A 15,319-nucleotide genomic window follows, 5' to 3' on the forward strand; every position below is an offset into this window, starting at 1 on the left:
CTATGTTTTTAGATTCAATTTTATTTACATATTTTACTTAACATTTCTTACTAAACGCACGTAATTATAATAGCGTTCACCACCTTCACTTGCTGGTCCGTTTTCATGTTTTGTATCAAATCTAACCGCTCCTGCTCCATGAAAATCTAAACCTTCGTTGTTTACTGCACGTCCGAAAGCGACATACCAAGCATAATAAAACGGTTTCCCTCTTTGAAATCTTGCCGACGTACTAGACCAGAAATACGGATAATCTAAATCATTATTCTCGTTAGTAATTTCTGAAGTATTAAAAATTGGATCTATAGCTGGTCCTTCTTTTGATGCATCTTGAGCTCCTGGCGCATAATCATAATCTACTATACCTTGTAACTCTTTAACATTAGGTAAACGCCAATCTGAATAACCTGCCAATTCTGAACCTTCAGCATACATTAAAGCATGTTTCCAATCTAAACCTTTTTGACTATCATTTTTAGACCACATTAATCCTGTAGCGTTATCTGTAATAGTTTCATCTCCATTATCATGAAAATCGTTAGTTCCATATACTGCACCACGAACAGCACGCACATGTTTTAACATTGGATTTCCTGATGGTCGTTCTCCATTACCTGGTGGCGGTGGTCTATTCTCATCGCGTTGTTCTCCTTCTTGACCTTGAGGTTTTTCTTGGTCTCTATCGTTATTTGTATCTGCAGATTCTCCTTCAGGTTTTTGATTTCCTGGTGGTGGACCTTTTCGATCTCCATGTCCTTTTGGTTCTTCTCCAGGATATGCTTTAATATGTCCCGTAGCATGATTTACTCCAAATGCCGCAGCATATTGTCCTTCTTCTGTGTGACCAACATAAGTATTACTAACCCAATATTGTTCACTTTTATCGACATGCTCGTTATCAACTAACGAGAAATAAGTAGTGTCTATATATGGCCAACCCTGACTGAAATCACTAATAGAGTATAATTCTTTAGCTGTTGGTAATCTCCAATCGTTATAACCTCCCAATTCTAGATTTTCAGCATAATCTTTGGCTCCTTGCCAATCAAACCCTTCAGATGTAGGAATTTCTTCCCACATTAATCCTGTGTTTTTGTCTGAAATGGTCCCATCATTGTTTTTAGTATACGCCATGGTTTCGCCTTTTAAATAATTGGCATCCTGACCAAAAAGAGAATCTCCTGGCTGTAGTCCCTCTAAAACTTCACCATCTTCACCGTAAGTCGCTATCTGTCCTGTAGCAACTTGCACATAGTTATTAGAACTCGTACTGGTATTTACTTCTTCTTTACTTTCTGTTTTTTTATCCTTACACGATTGTATAATAAACCCACATAACATGGCAAAAACAAATACGCGTGTCATGGTACTTATTTTTAATGTTTTCATAATTTTATGTTTTAACATTGATTTTAATTTACGTTTCTAACTAATCTCACATAATTATTAATTCTAATTGAGTCTGCAGCATTTACAGATTCTAAGACATAATCTTCAACTTGCCCAGATTTAGGATCTGAACGCTGTGCTCCTGCACCATGCCAATCGTAATACGTAGTCGCTGCACTATTATCTTTACTATAGGCTTTTCCAAATGCGATATAACAGGCAGTATATTTAAAATCGCCTTGTGTAGTACTGGTCCAAAACCAACTGTCTTTATTTGTACACGTAAACACACTCTCATCTATCGCCGGAATTGTTTTTTTATCGTAATCCACAATACTTTGTAACTCCTTAGTATTCGGTAAACGCCAGTCTGAATAACCTGCTAGTGTACTATTTTTAGCATAATTTAATGCCGCTTTCCAATTGTATGTTTGTCCGTTATCTGTTTGTTGCCACATTAAGCCTGTGGCCTTATCGGTTACTGTGCCGTCGGTATTCGCTTCAAAATCGTTAACACCATATACCTTTTCTTTTCCACGGACAGCTCTAATTAAATTACCAGGATTTCTAACGCCACCTTCCCCATTATAATATAAGCCCGTTTCATATGCTTTTATATGTCCGTCTGCAAAATTAAACCCGAAAGCACCTTCAATTTCTATATTCTGAATCGGACCTTTTACATATTTAGTACTTGACCAGTATTGACCTGCATATGGCATTCTTTTATCATATTTAAAATCGAAGTAATTGGTATCTATATACGGTTTTGACTCCGATAAATCTTTAGGATTAAGTTCGCCATTAGAATTAACTAAAGAATACAATTCCTTAATTGTTGGTAATCTCCAATCTGTATAACCTCCTATTTCTAATTCGTCTACATATGTAAATGCATCGTAAAAATTATGACGATTATTATCGGGGGTTTTCTGCCACATTAAGCCCGTATTTAAATCGGTAACAGTGCCATCTTCATTATCTTTATATGCTGAAGAAACACCTGTATATTGTGCATCTTGACCGTAATATTCTTCGTCTTTCTCTGGTTTAGAAATCACTTCTCCATCATCATCATAAAAGACATCTTGCCCCGTATCTGACAACACAAAATGAACATCTGTATTTGGTGTATTATCACTGCTTTTTTTAGAGCTATTACAGCCCATTACAACCAATAAAACACCACTACTCCAAACTTTAATGATACTTGTCTTCATAAGGTTAAATTTTATATTTCTAAAATGAAATTAAACTCTTAAAATTTACTCGTAACGCAAGGCGGTAATAGGATCTAAAGCCGCTGCTTTTCTTGCTGGATACCAGCCAAAAAATATTCCGGTTACGGCACAAACTGCAAATGAAATAATAATAGAATACATCGCTACACTTGTAGGCCAGTGAAGAAACTTCTCTATAAATACTGTGGCGCTCAATCCGAGGATTACCCCGAGCACACCTCCAGTAATACTAATTAAAATGGCTTCAATTAAAAACTGCATTAATATATCTGAGCCTTTACCACCCACAGCCATTCGCAATCCGATTTCTTTAGTACGCTCTTTGACCGACACGTACATAATATTCATAATTCCAATCCCTCCAATTAACAACGAAATACTCGCTACTGCCACTAAAAGGATGGTTAACATTTCACTGGTAGAACTAAAGGTTGAGATTAGTTCTTCCATAGAACGTACAGAGAAATCATCGTCTTCACTGTCTGCTAATTTGTGCTGATCTCGCAAAATAGCAGTAACCTGTGTTACCGCTTCTGGAGCATCTTCTTCACTTATAGCAGATGCCATAATTTGGTTTAAATACGTTATGGCTAAAATACGTTTTTGTACAGTTGTATAGGGTGCGATAACCACATCGTCCTGATCTTGCCCAAAGGTATTCTCTCCTTTTTCCTCCAATACACCAATCACTTTAAAAGGAATATTATTAAAACGAATCATTTGCCCTACAGGTTCTTCGCCATCAGGAAATACATTGTCTACAACAGTTTGTCCAATAAGTACAACTTTAGAAGCCGATTTTACCTCAGCATCTGTAAACATGCTTCCGCTTTGTAAGCCTAAAACCTTAATATCTAAATATTCTGGATTAACACCATAAATGGTAGACGGCCAGTTGTTAGCCCCACTAATAACTTGACCACTACCATTTACCATTGGTGTTATATAACTTAAGGTTGTTGCTTGTTCTTTTATCGCTAAATAATCGTCGAACTTTAAGCTTTCCATTGTACTTGCATCTTGTCTTACTCCTCCACGAACATCTGCACCTGGACGGATTGTAATCATATTAGATCCCATACTTGAAATAGTAGTTCTAATGCTTTCTTTAGATCCTTCACCAATAGCCAACATGGCAATTACTGAAGCCACACCTATTATGATTCCTAACATGGTTAATAAGGTTCGTACTTTATTAAGTACGATTGCCTTATACGCGATTTTTAATAAGTTTAATAATCTCATAATTAATGATCTTCTTTAGGTAATTTAGCTAACTCTGATGCTGCAGACTGAATATTAGTATTCATATAATCCTTAATAATATGACCGTCTTTCAATACTACCGTCCTACTACTAAACGTAGCGATATCTGGTTCGTGCGTTACAAACGTAATCGTAATGCCCTTTTTATTTAACTCCTGAAACAACGACATAATCTCGTAAGAGGTTCGTGTATCTAAATTTCCGGTGGCTTCATCGGCGAGAATCATAACCGGATTATTTACTAAGGATCTTGCTATGGCCACACGTTGTTGTTGCCCTCCCGATAATTGAGATGGTGTATGATGAATTCTATCTGCCAAACCAACCATTTCTAAGGCATTTAAGGCACGCTTTCTACGTTCTTCTGTAGATACTTTACTGTTGTATAACAAGGGTAATTCTACATTTTCTATAGCCGATGTTCTTGCTAATAAATTATACGATTGAAAAATGAAACCTATTTTTTCATTCCGAATAGTCGCCAATTCATTTTTACTTAAATCTTTTACAGATACGCCATCAATTTCATACAGTCCAGAAGTGGGCTGGTCTAAACATCCTAAAATATTTAGCATGGTACTTTTACCAGAACCACTAGACCCCATTATTGTTACAAACTGTCCTTCTTCAATAGTAAACGAAATGCCTTTAAGCGCATGGACCGTTTCCGTACCCATGGTAAACTCTCGTTTTAAATCTTGAATTTTTATAATCTCTTTAGCCATAATTATTTCTTTTTAGCTCCAGGTGGTTTTGGCATAAACGGACTCTCTGATGATCCGCCACCTTCTGGTAACTCTGCATTATTTTCAGCTTTTAAGCTATAAACTAATTGATCACCTTCATTTATGCCTTCAAGAATTTGCACATTTACACCATCGCTAGCGCCTAATTTTACGGGTTTTGGAGAAATCATGCCATTATCTTGTAATACCCAAACCTCAGCAGTACCATCATCTTCATCTTCTATTGGTGCTGGTCTTGGTCCCTCTTTATCTTCAGGATGTACCATTACAATTTTATTTTGTGCATCGTAAGCTTCCATAACTGGCGGAGACGGTTTAAAATTAATGGCTTTAGCTTCTGCTGTTAACACATCATTTAATTCTAATGTGTAAATAGAAATGGTTGTTGTAAGTCCTGGCTTTAATTTTAAATCTGGATTATCGGCTTTAATAATTACAGTATATGTAATTACGTTAGACGATTCTGTATAATCTAAACGCACTTGAGTTACGGTACCTTCAAAGGTTTTTCCGATATAAGCATCTACAGTAAAAGTTACACGTTGTCCTTCGGTAACGTTTCCTATATCGGCTTCATCTACGTCGGCTTCAACTTGCATTTCTTTTAAATCTTGTGCGATAGTAAATAATGTTGGTGTACTATAACTTGAAGCTACAGTTTGCCCTTCATCTATCTCTCTAGATAATACCACACCATCTATAGGTGAATAAATGTTTGCATATCCTAAATTGGTTTTAGCAGATTGTAAGTCTGATAAACGTTGGGTTACCGTTCCTTTTGCAGTTTCGTAATTGTATGTTGCATCATCAAAATCGGATTTACTAATCACTTTATTGTCAAACAATGTTTTTTGTCTGTTATAAATGGTTTGCATGTAATTTCTCTGACTTACTGCATTGTCGTAAGACGCTTGTGCTTGAGTTAATGCAGCTCTTAAATTTGTTTTGTCTAGCTCAGCTATAAGTTGACCTTCTTTAACTTCGCTATTATAGTCTACATATATTTTTTCTACAACTCCAGATACTTGTGTCCCAACATCTACCTGATTAATAGGTTCTATAGTTCCTGTTGCTGTAACCATAGTGGTCACATCTCCTTTTTTAGCAGCTACTGTTTTAGCTTCTATTAAAACGGTTTTATCACTACCTATAAAACTATAAGCAGCTATAGCAATTACGACAGCAAGAATGCTAATTATTATGATTTTGTTTTTAGTTTTCATTGTGTTTATAGTTTAATGTCGTTTCCTTGATAAAATTGAAGTAATTGGTGATATAAAATGTTTAAGTATTTGGCTTGAATATAATTTTGTTGCGCAGCTGTATAAGTGTTCTGATTTATAATTAAATCTGTTGTACTTAGCTCACCCAGTTCATATTTAATTTTAGCTAAATTATAAGATTGTAAAGCGGCTTCTTGAGAGGCTTCTGCAGCTATGATTTGCTCTTGAGCCGATAAGGCATTCTGATAAGCAGTTTCTACCTTTTTATAAATCTCTTTCTCTGTAGATTGTTTTTGTATTTGAGAGCGTTCAATATTTAACTCTGCTGTTTTTACAGCCGATTTCGTAATATTTCTATTAAAAATTGGCACTGATAAACTTAAACCAATACTCTGATTAAAGTTAATATCTAACTGTCTTGTAAAATCGATATTAGAAATACTAGTATATCCAGATCCCACACTTCCTACTAAAGATAAGGTTGGTAAATAAGCGCCTTTAGCAACATCTAATTCCTTTTCGTTTATAGCAATATCCAAATCGCTTGCACTCATTTCTGGCAAGATATTTAAGGCTTTATGGTAAATATTCATCTTGTCCATTTCTAAGTTTATCAACTGAATATTATCGTCAATAACCTCTACTTCTAAGGTGTCTTCAGGAGTTAATTCTAATAACTGTTTAAGCGCAATGATGTATTGTTGGTAATCGTTTTTAGCTGTAATTACAGCATATTTATTTGTAGCAGCCTGCGATTGTGCTTCGGTATAATCATTTAACGCAATTGAACCTGCTTCTAATCGTGCTTTTGCGCGAGCCACTTCTGTTTCAGAGGCTTTTAAATTATTTTCTGCTATGGTAATCCCTTCCTTAGAATATAATAACTGAAGATAATTTTCTAAAATACTGATGATGATATCGTTTTTCGCTTCTTCAACTAAGAATGAATTCTGATCTACAAGTAATTTACTTTGTTTGATTTGATTTGAAATCTGACTGCCTTGATAAAGCGTCATAGCACTAGAAATTCCCAAATTTGTGGAGTAAATCTGATCGGTAACATAATCGCTTGTAATAGGGTCTACTGTATTTCCATTTGAAAAACTTTCAGATGCACTCCCAAATAAATTAGGTAATCTAGAAGACTTTGTTTTATCGTAATCGACTTCAGCAATATTTTTTACTAAATCGGCATCTTTAACCGTAATGTTATTAGCTATGGCATAATTTATACAATCTTCTAGAGACCATATTTTAGGTGTATTAATAGAATCGTTTGTTTGACCCGATGCCACTAGCACACTAAAAAAGCATAGTATTTGTAAGACTATTTTCATTATTTTGAATGTGTTATTGATTTACAGTTCAAAATTGATGCTTTACACTTAGTATATAGAACGGAATAGAAGTTTACGCCTTTTGACTATACCAAACCGATGGTTTTATCGATGAAAATTTTTAAAAATTTCACATATAAATTATAGCACATGAAACCCGTTTTAAAACAATGATTTCTAATTATTTCACTAAAAAACACACATAGAACAAGACGTTAAGATCTATCTATTTTAACACTTTTAAATTGAATTTTATAAAGGTGTTTTCGTTTGAATACAGTCTTTTAAAAAGGCTACTATCATGACTAATATAAATAGTGCAAAGGGTAAAGATGTAATTATAAGTAGTTTTTGTACGGCGTCCAAAACATCTACATCAGCATTAACATTACCTAATAAAACTAAAGACATTGTGGCGAGTAATATAAATACAGACCAAATAAAACGGTGTTTTTTGTTCGGATTTTTAGAGCCATTATCTGTAAACATACTCAGTACAAAAACGGCAGAATCTACAGACGTGACTAAAAAACTAATGAGTAATAAAATGGTAGTGATATTTAATACTGTGGCCAACGGATAGTTTTGAAAAAACACAAATATGGAAGAAAAGACATTTCCAAACTCGTTATTATATACACCCCAATTTTCTATTAGCTGAAATGCGGAAGAACCAAAAACCGAAAACCAGAAGAATGTTCCTAAAGACGGTATAATTAACACACCCAAAAGTAACTGGCGTAAGGTTCGGCCTTTAGAAATGCGAGCTATAAAAATTCCTGTAAAAGGCGCCCAAGCCAACCAAAATGCCCAATAATAAAACGTCCATCCGGTTAAAAAATCTATACCTGGATTATAGTCGCCTAAAGCTAAACTCATCGGAATGAAATCTAACACATAATGAACTGTGCTTACAGCGAATAGTTTTAAAATATGTAACATATCACTGCTAATAAATATAAATAATAAAATTAAAAGCGTGAGAATGATATTGAGTTTAGAAAATAATTTTATACCTTTATTGACACCTTGCCAAGCCGAATAACAAGCTATAGTACAAATAAGCACACATAATGCTAGGGTTGTTAACACCCCGAATTGAGTGTGGAATACATGGTTTAATCCGCCATTAATTTGCGTTGTTCCTAAACCAATAGCTGCTATAAGTCCGAAAACAGTCGTTATTATTGTCACAACATCAACAGTGTTTTTAAGGGTTTTACTTTTAACGTGGTCTTCAATAGTGGCGCTTACACGTACATGTTTTTGTTTTACAAATAAGGCGTACCCTACAATCATGGCAAACAATCCGTAAAACGCCCAAGCGGTTAATCCCCATTGATAAAAGGTAAATTCTAAAGCTAATACATCTGCACTTAAAGAAGAAGCATATGGCGGATGTTGTTGCATAAACACAGGTTCCTGCACCGCACGTAATAAAATACCAGATCCCATACCTGCACTATACAGCATTGCCGTCCACGCCCAAAGGGAATGTTCGGGTTTAACATCTGGTGTGCCTAATTTAATTCTGCCAAGAGGCGACATCGCTACTGCTAATAATAAAAGCACACAGCCTAACCCCAGATATAAATAAAAATATCCAAAGTAATTTCTAACCCACAAAGAGGCTTGCTCAATAGCATTATAACTAGATGTTGTGGCAAAAAAAACGGTTAATGTACAGATGAATATTATTCCAATGGAAGCGAATAAAACGGCATGTTTTTGTATAGACTTTAAGATCAAACTCGATTGTTTTTTTACTAAAAATAGGCAATTGTTTTCATATCCAAAATTCGAATCAAATTGGTTAAATTATGAGTAATCAAAAAGATTACTGATTTGAGACTCCATTTGTTTACTTATTACGAATTTTATATGAATAAAAATAGATTTGATTTTAGTTCTACTATAGCGACTTCTTATAGTCTAGTTAATTAACCGAAAATCATTTGGAATGTTAACCTATAAAATTGGTTTACCAGATTGTTTTTTATTAAATTAACACTTTTAATATCTAAATATTTTCAAACCATTAATTTTTTAACTTCTAGAAGTTAATTTGATAACAAACATTAACTACTCATATGAATAATACATTAAAAGTTTTAGTCTCTGGAACAGGATTCGCTGGACAAGGTCATACAGATGCCTTTCGTGCTGTAGGTGCCGAAGTCGTCGGTATTGTTGGAAGAACACCAAGTATTGTAGAAGACGTCGCAAAGAAAATGAACATCCCCTACTTCGGTACAGATTGGCAACAAGCCCTCAAAGATTGTCAGCCAGATATTGTGTCAATTGCCACACCTGGAGGTGCACATTACGATGCCATTACCCAAGCAATAGAATTTGGTTGTCATGTGTTTAGCGACAAACCTTTAACTGTAGATGGTGATTTAGCAAAAAAACTATATGAGTTAGCCAAAGCAAAACATGTAAAAACGGCTTTCGCTTCCAGTTTCCGTTATATGCCTTGTATTATACATGCAAAGCAATTAGTAGCAGAAGGTCTTATTGGCCAACCTACTGAAGCTGAATTTATATCTCATTTCAATTTAGAACGTGATATTCCTTTCGGGTGGTCACATAGAAAAGAAGATGGTGGCGGACGCTTAAATAATAATTTCACGCACATGATGTCTATTGCAACTTCTGTGATTGGTGAAAACATTCTGTCGTTAATTGGTGAAGTCCGAGACGATTTAGGAAAAGCACCTATTGTAGAAGGTGTACATAATTTTAAAACCAGAAGAGATCATATTCCAAAAGATTTAAACGACCCCAACTTAAAATGGGGAAACAGTAATGTAGAATGGTCGTATACTGTACTTGCTAAATTAGAAAGTGAGTTGGCAACACAACCGGTTTCTGTATTATTCAAACATGGTGGATTAAACCCCAGATTTAACGAAGACCATATTGTATTCTATGGTACAAAAGGTGCGATTTATATTAAAGGGCATTATGGTATGGGCCCCCTTTATATTTGGGATGAAGATAAAACCTGGAAAGAATTGCCGTTACCACAAGCGATAATAGACGACCAACCTAAAATTGAAGGCGATACAGAACGCAATTGGCAATATTTAGCTAGAGAGTTTACAAGAGATATTAAAGGTGAAGATTTCAAAGCCTACCAATCCTTTAAAGAAGGAAGTTTATATCAACAACTTATCGATTTAATTCGAAAAAATAATAACTGGACAGATGTAAGCCAACTTCAATAAAATAACCTATGGAACATAATGCTATGACTTACGAGTACTTGGTTATTGCTGGGTACTTTTTGCTCATTATCGGAATTGGGTTTACCTTTAAAAATATGGCTAGTAAGTCCACCAGTGATTACTTTCGTGGCGGAGGAAAAATGCTTTGGTGGATGGTGGGTTCTACTGCCTTTATGATGCAATTTTCAGCGTGGACCTTTACAGGGGCCGCAGGAAAAGCGTTTACCGATGGATTTACCGTTTGCTTAGTCTTTTTAGCAAACACCTTTGCTTACTTCTGTGGTTGGGCCTATTTTGCCCAACGCTTTCGGCAAATGCGAGTTGATACACCCACCGAAGCGATAAAAGGTCGTTTTGGTGTACAAAATGAAACGTTTTTCTCTTACGCACTAGTTGTTTTTACGTTAATAAATGCTGGTATTTGGCTTAATGCACTTGGTGTATTTACAAGTGCTGTTTTTGATGCGGATATTGGTACAACAATAATCGTTACGGGATTAACAGTGGTTTTCGTTTCCGTATTATCGGGAGCATGGGGTGTTGTCGCATCAGACTTTATGCAAACCTTAGTGGTTGCTGTTATTTCTATTGCCTGCGCTGTAGTGGCCTTGGTAAAAGTAGGCGGACCAGTAGCATTGGTGTCTAAATATCCTTCAGATTTTATAATGGGTCCAGATATGAATTACGGACTCATATTAGTGGGAACCTTTGTGTTCTTTTTAGCCAAGCAATTAATTACCATCATGAACATGCATGATGCGTTTCGTTTTTTAAACGCTAAAGATTCAAAAAATGCGAAAAAAGCATCTTTATTAGCTATGATTCTTATGGGATTAGGAAGTATAATTTGGTTCATTCCACCTTGGGCTTCTGCCATTTTGTATCCCGAAGCCGCTTCTGCTTACCCTGAATTTGGAAGCAAAGCTGGAGATGCCATTTACCTTATATTTACGCGGAATGTAATGCCGGTTGGTACTGTAGGTTTATTACTCGCTGGATTATTTGCAGCGACTATGTCTTCTATGGATTCAGCCTTAAACAAAAACACGGGAATATTGGTTCGTAGTATATATCAACCTTTTCTAAGAAAAAGAGGAAAAGAAGTAGACGATAAAAAACTATTACGACTGAGTATGATTTTAAGTTTTATCAGTGGGATTTTAGTCATCGCTATGGCCCTATTCTTTAAATCGCTTAAGGAACACAGTCTTTTCGATTTAATGATGTCGCTTTCAGCTATGATACAAGTGCCTTTATTAATTCCGCTTCTCCTTGGTCTATTCATAAAGAAAACACCAAAATGGGCGCCTTGGGCAACTGTAATACTTGGTTTATTTATATCGTGGTTAATGACTTACATCATCACACCTAACGTATTTGCCAATTGGATAGGAATCCCTGAATTTACAGCACGAGAAGCCACAGATATGAATCTGATTCTCACGCTAGGTGCACACGTATTTATTACGGGAGGTTTTTTCTGTTTAACATCACTTTTTTATAAAAAAGCTAAAGATGATAATAAAGTAGAAACTAAGGAATTTTTCAGATTGTTCGAAACCCCTGTTATTGCTGCAGACGATCAAGATAAATTTGATCAACAACAACGAAATAAGTTGGGTACGATGGTCATGATTATGGGAGCTGGTATTTTTCTAATGATACTAATTCCTAATCCGTTATGGGGAAAACTCATTTTTGTATGTTGTGCTCTCATCATTTCAGGTATAGGTTATGTATTAAAACGAAGTTCAAAAATAACTTAGATATGACGCTCAACCTTAAAACATGGAACTTGTTAATATGGCTTTTGATGTCGTTGCATCTTTTTGCTCAAAATACGGGCACTACAGTGCAACTGACTTCAGGACCTGACGAATCGGCTGGTGGTGCAGAATCTTATATCATTACAACAGCTTTGGCCACATATTATTTAGATAAATCTGGAGGTGGATTATCGAGTATGATAGATAAAGACGGCGTAGATTGGATCGGATTTCATAATAAAAAAGGATCTGGACATAAAGGAGAATATAGAGGGTTTCCAAATGCTATACATAAGCAAGATGGCGATTATTTTCATGCCATGAATTCAGGAACGGAGCCTTCTCATGCTATGGCAGATAATGAACAAGCGTCACATATTCGAATTACATTTACGTCTGAAAATAAACAATGGGAAGGTCAATGGGATTTTTATCCAGAACGTTGCGATTTCACGATGACCAAAATTAGTAAAGGGTGTCACTATTGGGTGCAATATGAAGGTGTTCCGAATGGGACTATGGATACTACCGATTTTTGGTACGCTTCTGCAGATACAAAAAAACACCCCATAGAAGAACCCTTCTTAGGAGATTTACCAGAACCTGAATGGATGGCTTTTGGAGATAAACAGGCAACCCGCATTCTCTATCTTTTACATCATGAAAATGATGAACATCCCGATAATTATGTGAGCAGACCAGATATGACGGTTCTTGGCTTTGGAAGACAACATAAAGATAAGTTTCTAGATACCGTACAAACCTTTTCCATTGGTTTCATAGAATCTACAGACTATGCTGTTATTAGCGAAACCATCAACAAAACATTAGAAAAATAATAAAATTTAAATACGTGAAAGTTATATTTGTAGTGATTGATTTATGTTTAATTCACAATACGTTTTCAAACGTCATGCTGAATGTGTTTCAGCATCTCGTGACTGTTAAAATTTACACCATTACCAATGTGGCACTCAACTAAATTCAGTCTGACTAAACGTTTAAAATGAATAAAAAATCAAACTACATCATAAGCCAATTATGATACTCTAAAAAAATTATACTCATGAAAATAGTTGATATAAAAATATTTGTCAGTAATCCTGGACGTAATTTCGTTACTGTTAAAATAGAAACAGACGAAGGTGTTTTTGGTTTGGGAGATGCTACTTTAAATGGTCGAGAACTGGCAGTTGTTGCCTATTTAGAGGAACATATAAAGCCCTGCCTAATCGGTAGAGATCCGCATAAAATTGAAGATATCTGGCAATATTTATACAAAGGCTGTTATTGGAGACGTGGCCCTATTACCATGACTGCTATTGCGGGCATAGATATGGCACTATGGGATATTAAAGGAAAAGTAGCAGGTTTACCTGTTTATGAATTATTAGGCGGAAAAAGCCGTGAAAAAATTAGAGTGTATGGTCATGCAAATGGTCAAGATATTGATGATACTTTGCATCATTTAGACCAACTCATTTCTGAAGGTTTTACTGCGGTAAGATTACAATGTGCGATTCCTGGTTTGGAAGGCACTTACGGAACATTAGCCGGTAAAAAGGATTATTTTGAATTACAAAGCGACAGACCTTTACCGCCGGAGCAACTTTGGGACACCAAAGCCTATTTAGACTTCGTGCCAGAATTATTTAAGAAAGCGCGAGAAAAATATGGTAATAGTGTCGATTTATTACACGATACACATAGCCGTTTAACACCTATAGAAGCCGCGCGATTAGGTAAAATTCTGGAACCTTATAATCTTTTATTTTTAGAAGATAGCGTTACCGCAGAAAACCAAAGCGGTTATAAATATGTGCGCGAACATACCACGACGCCACTTGCGGTTGGTGAAATTTTTAATTCTATTTGGGATGCCAAGGAATTGATAGAAAATCAGTGGATAGATTATTTGCGAACAGCAGCCACACATTCCGGAGGGATAACACCTATGAGACGTATGACCGATTTTGCCTCACTGTACCATGTGAGAACGGCACCTCACGGTCCGCCAGATATTTCTCCTATCGGACATGCCGCTCATGCGCATTTAAATTCATGGACACCAAACTTTGGTATACAAGAATTTATCGGATTTGGAGGCGAAGCATTAAATCGTGTTTTTAAACATCCCATGACATTTGAAAACGGCCATTTACTTGTGAATAATAAGCCAGGATTAGGAGTGGAATTTGACGAAGAAGCGGCTTCTCAATTTCCATATAAACGCTCTTATTTACCTGTGAGTCGTTTAAAAGACGGCACACTGTGGAATTGGTAGATAGTTGTTAGTGAAAATAGGATAAATAGCCTTTAAGTTTGACCTCTTACTTAATGTGGCTGTTTAAAAAGCTTCCGACTCCGTTCAAACATCCTATTATCGTAATATAACATGCCTGATGGTTTACACTAAATTTAGTATAGGCTTGGCTTGCTTTATCTATATCTCATAAACTAAATAGTTGGACTAGTTGTGATATGCTAAAACACGTTAAGTATATCGAATATTTTATAACCTATCACAGGCGATCAATAACATAAATCACTCAAATTACCCTATGAAAAAAGCACGAACCTCAATTGAGATTCGTGCTTTATTATATTTTAAATAACATTCTTAAAACGGACTAATTATGCCGTTTCAACTGTACGTTTTGATTTTCTATAAATGTATTTTGGAAAGATGTTACGCTTCGCAAAACGACTCACTTTATCACTATTAATCATTTTAATATAGATTGGTTTTGTAACCCCGAAGTATTCGTAAGTCGAACCATCTACAAATGTAATTTCTAAAACTAAACTGTTCCACTGAAAATCGGCTACACCAGAATTAATAGTTTCATTGTAAGTGTCTTTATTTGCTTCTCTAGTTTCAGGAGCAATGCTCACTAGAAAATGGTAACCATCTGTAATTTTACGTGTTTTAGCTTCAGCTTCTTCCACTAACGGATCTCCAGCTTGAAATTTATCTGGATGCCATTCCTTTGCAAGATTGCGATACTGTTTCTTTAAAGTCTTTAAATCGGCATCTTTATCAACTTCGAAAAGTTTTCTGTATTCCGTTATGCGTTTCATATTCAATTATTTTTTGAAGCGGCGAAAGTACATCTTAATT

12 protein-coding genes are annotated in these 15,319 nt (G+C 35.5%); 4 read left to right on the top strand and 8 right to left on the bottom strand.

Going from position 1 to position 15,319, the window contains the following annotated elements; all coding sequences use genetic code 11:
- Positions 1-33: 33 nt before the first annotated feature.
- The 7 genes from AST99_RS11650 to AST99_RS11680 all read right to left on the bottom strand — a co-directional run bounded on the left by AST99_RS11650 (position 34) and on the right by AST99_RS11680 (position 8,951).
- Complete coding sequence (locus AST99_RS11650) at positions 34-1,389, bottom strand: Lcl domain-containing protein (protein WP_198151508.1); 1,356 nt, start codon at positions 1,387-1,389, stop codon at positions 34-36.
- Between the two features lie 23 nt (positions 1,390-1,412).
- The gene (locus AST99_RS11655; protein WP_057782011.1) at positions 1,413-2,609 is read right to left on the bottom strand and encodes an Lcl C-terminal domain-containing protein; all 1,197 of its coding nucleotides are present in this window, start codon (positions 2,607-2,609) and stop codon (positions 1,413-1,415) included.
- Between the two features lie 45 nt (positions 2,610-2,654).
- Positions 2,655-3,875: an ABC transporter permease gene (locus AST99_RS11660; protein WP_057782012.1), complete on the bottom strand. Its 1,221-nt coding sequence runs from the start codon at positions 3,873-3,875 to the stop codon at positions 2,655-2,657.
- 2 nt (positions 3,876-3,877) lie between these two features.
- Positions 3,878-4,621: an ABC transporter ATP-binding protein gene (locus tag AST99_RS11665; RefSeq protein ID WP_057782013.1), complete on the bottom strand. Its 744-nt coding sequence runs from the start codon at positions 4,619-4,621 to the stop codon at positions 3,878-3,880.
- A gap of 2 nt (positions 4,622-4,623) precedes the next feature.
- Positions 4,624-5,865 carry an efflux RND transporter periplasmic adaptor subunit gene (locus AST99_RS11670; protein ID WP_057782014.1) on the bottom strand — a complete coding sequence of 414 codons (1,242 nt, stop codon included), beginning with the start codon at positions 5,863-5,865 and terminating at the stop codon, positions 4,624-4,626.
- 5 nt (positions 5,866-5,870) lie between these two features.
- Positions 5,871-7,202: a TolC family protein gene (locus AST99_RS11675; RefSeq protein ID WP_057782015.1), complete on the bottom strand. Its 1,332-nt coding sequence runs from the start codon at positions 7,200-7,202 to the stop codon at positions 5,871-5,873.
- A 252-nt stretch (positions 7,203-7,454) separates the two neighbouring features.
- Positions 7,455-8,951 (bottom strand): BCCT family transporter, encoded by a 1,497-nt coding sequence (locus tag AST99_RS11680; RefSeq protein ID WP_232301618.1) that lies wholly within the window; start codon positions 8,949-8,951, stop codon positions 7,455-7,457.
- Between the two features lie 341 nt (positions 8,952-9,292).
- On the opposite strand from AST99_RS11680, the gene AST99_RS11685 reads away from it, so the two are divergent.
- The 4 genes from AST99_RS11685 to manD all read left to right on the top strand — a co-directional run bounded on the left by AST99_RS11685 (position 9,293) and on the right by manD (position 14,482).
- Positions 9,293-10,432: a Gfo/Idh/MocA family protein gene (locus tag AST99_RS11685; RefSeq protein ID WP_057782016.1), complete on the top strand. Its 1,140-nt coding sequence runs from the start codon at positions 9,293-9,295 to the stop codon at positions 10,430-10,432.
- Positions 10,433-10,440: 8 nt separating this feature from the next.
- Positions 10,441-12,198 carry a sodium:solute symporter family transporter gene (locus AST99_RS11690; protein ID WP_198151510.1) on the top strand — a complete coding sequence of 586 codons (1,758 nt, stop codon included), beginning with the start codon at positions 10,441-10,443 and terminating at the stop codon, positions 12,196-12,198.
- 2 nt (positions 12,199-12,200) lie between these two features.
- Complete coding sequence (locus AST99_RS11695; protein WP_057782017.1) at positions 12,201-13,037, top strand: hypothetical protein; 837 nt, start codon at positions 12,201-12,203, stop codon at positions 13,035-13,037.
- Between the two features lie 227 nt (positions 13,038-13,264).
- Positions 13,265-14,482, top strand: a complete 1,218-nt coding sequence (gene manD / locus AST99_RS11700; RefSeq protein ID WP_057782018.1) for a D-mannonate dehydratase ManD — start codon at positions 13,265-13,267, stop codon at positions 14,480-14,482.
- 350 nt (positions 14,483-14,832) lie between these two features.
- Here manD and AST99_RS11705 read toward each other — a convergent pair whose 3' ends face one another.
- A complete protein-coding gene (locus tag AST99_RS11705; protein ID WP_057782019.1) occupies positions 14,833-15,279 on the bottom strand; it encodes a KTSC domain-containing protein in 447 nt (148 codons plus the stop codon).
- Positions 15,280-15,319 lie beyond the last annotated feature (40 nt).

Origin of the sequence: Formosa algae (assembly GCF_001439665.1) — a bacterium.
Lineage (GTDB): Bacteria > Bacteroidota > Bacteroidia > Flavobacteriales > Flavobacteriaceae > Formosa > Formosa algae.

Excerpts from the sequence above, each read along its gene's own strand:
- AST99_RS11705 (WP_057782019.1), bottom strand. The coding sequence starts at position 15,279 with ATGAAACGCATAACGGAATACAGAAAACTTTTCGAAGTTGATAAAGAT.
- AST99_RS11685 (WP_057782016.1), top strand. The coding sequence starts at position 9,293 with ATGAATAATACATTAAAAGTTTTAGTCTCTGGAACAGGATTCGCTGGA.
- AST99_RS11690 (WP_198151510.1), top strand. The coding sequence starts at position 10,441 with ATGGAACATAATGCTATGACTTACGAGTACTTGGTTATTGCTGGGTAC.
- AST99_RS11650 (WP_198151508.1), bottom strand. The coding sequence starts at position 1,389 with ATGAAAACATTAAAAATAAGTACCATGACACGCGTATTTGTTTTTGCC.
- AST99_RS11660 (WP_057782012.1), bottom strand. The coding sequence starts at position 3,875 with ATGAGATTATTAAACTTATTAAAAATCGCGTATAAGGCAATCGTACTT.
- AST99_RS11670 (WP_057782014.1), bottom strand. The coding sequence starts at position 5,865 with ATGAAAACTAAAAACAAAATCATAATAATTAGCATTCTTGCTGTCGTA.
- AST99_RS11655 (WP_057782011.1), bottom strand. The coding sequence starts at position 2,609 with ATGAAGACAAGTATCATTAAAGTTTGGAGTAGTGGTGTTTTATTGGTT.
- manD (WP_057782018.1), top strand. The coding sequence starts at position 13,265 with ATGAAAATAGTTGATATAAAAATATTTGTCAGTAATCCTGGACGTAAT.
- AST99_RS11675 (WP_057782015.1), bottom strand. The coding sequence starts at position 7,202 with ATGAAAATAGTCTTACAAATACTATGCTTTTTTAGTGTGCTAGTGGCA.
- AST99_RS11695 (WP_057782017.1), top strand. The coding sequence starts at position 12,201 with ATGACGCTCAACCTTAAAACATGGAACTTGTTAATATGGCTTTTGATG.
- AST99_RS11665 (WP_057782013.1), bottom strand. The coding sequence starts at position 4,621 with ATGGCTAAAGAGATTATAAAAATTCAAGATTTAAAACGAGAGTTTACC.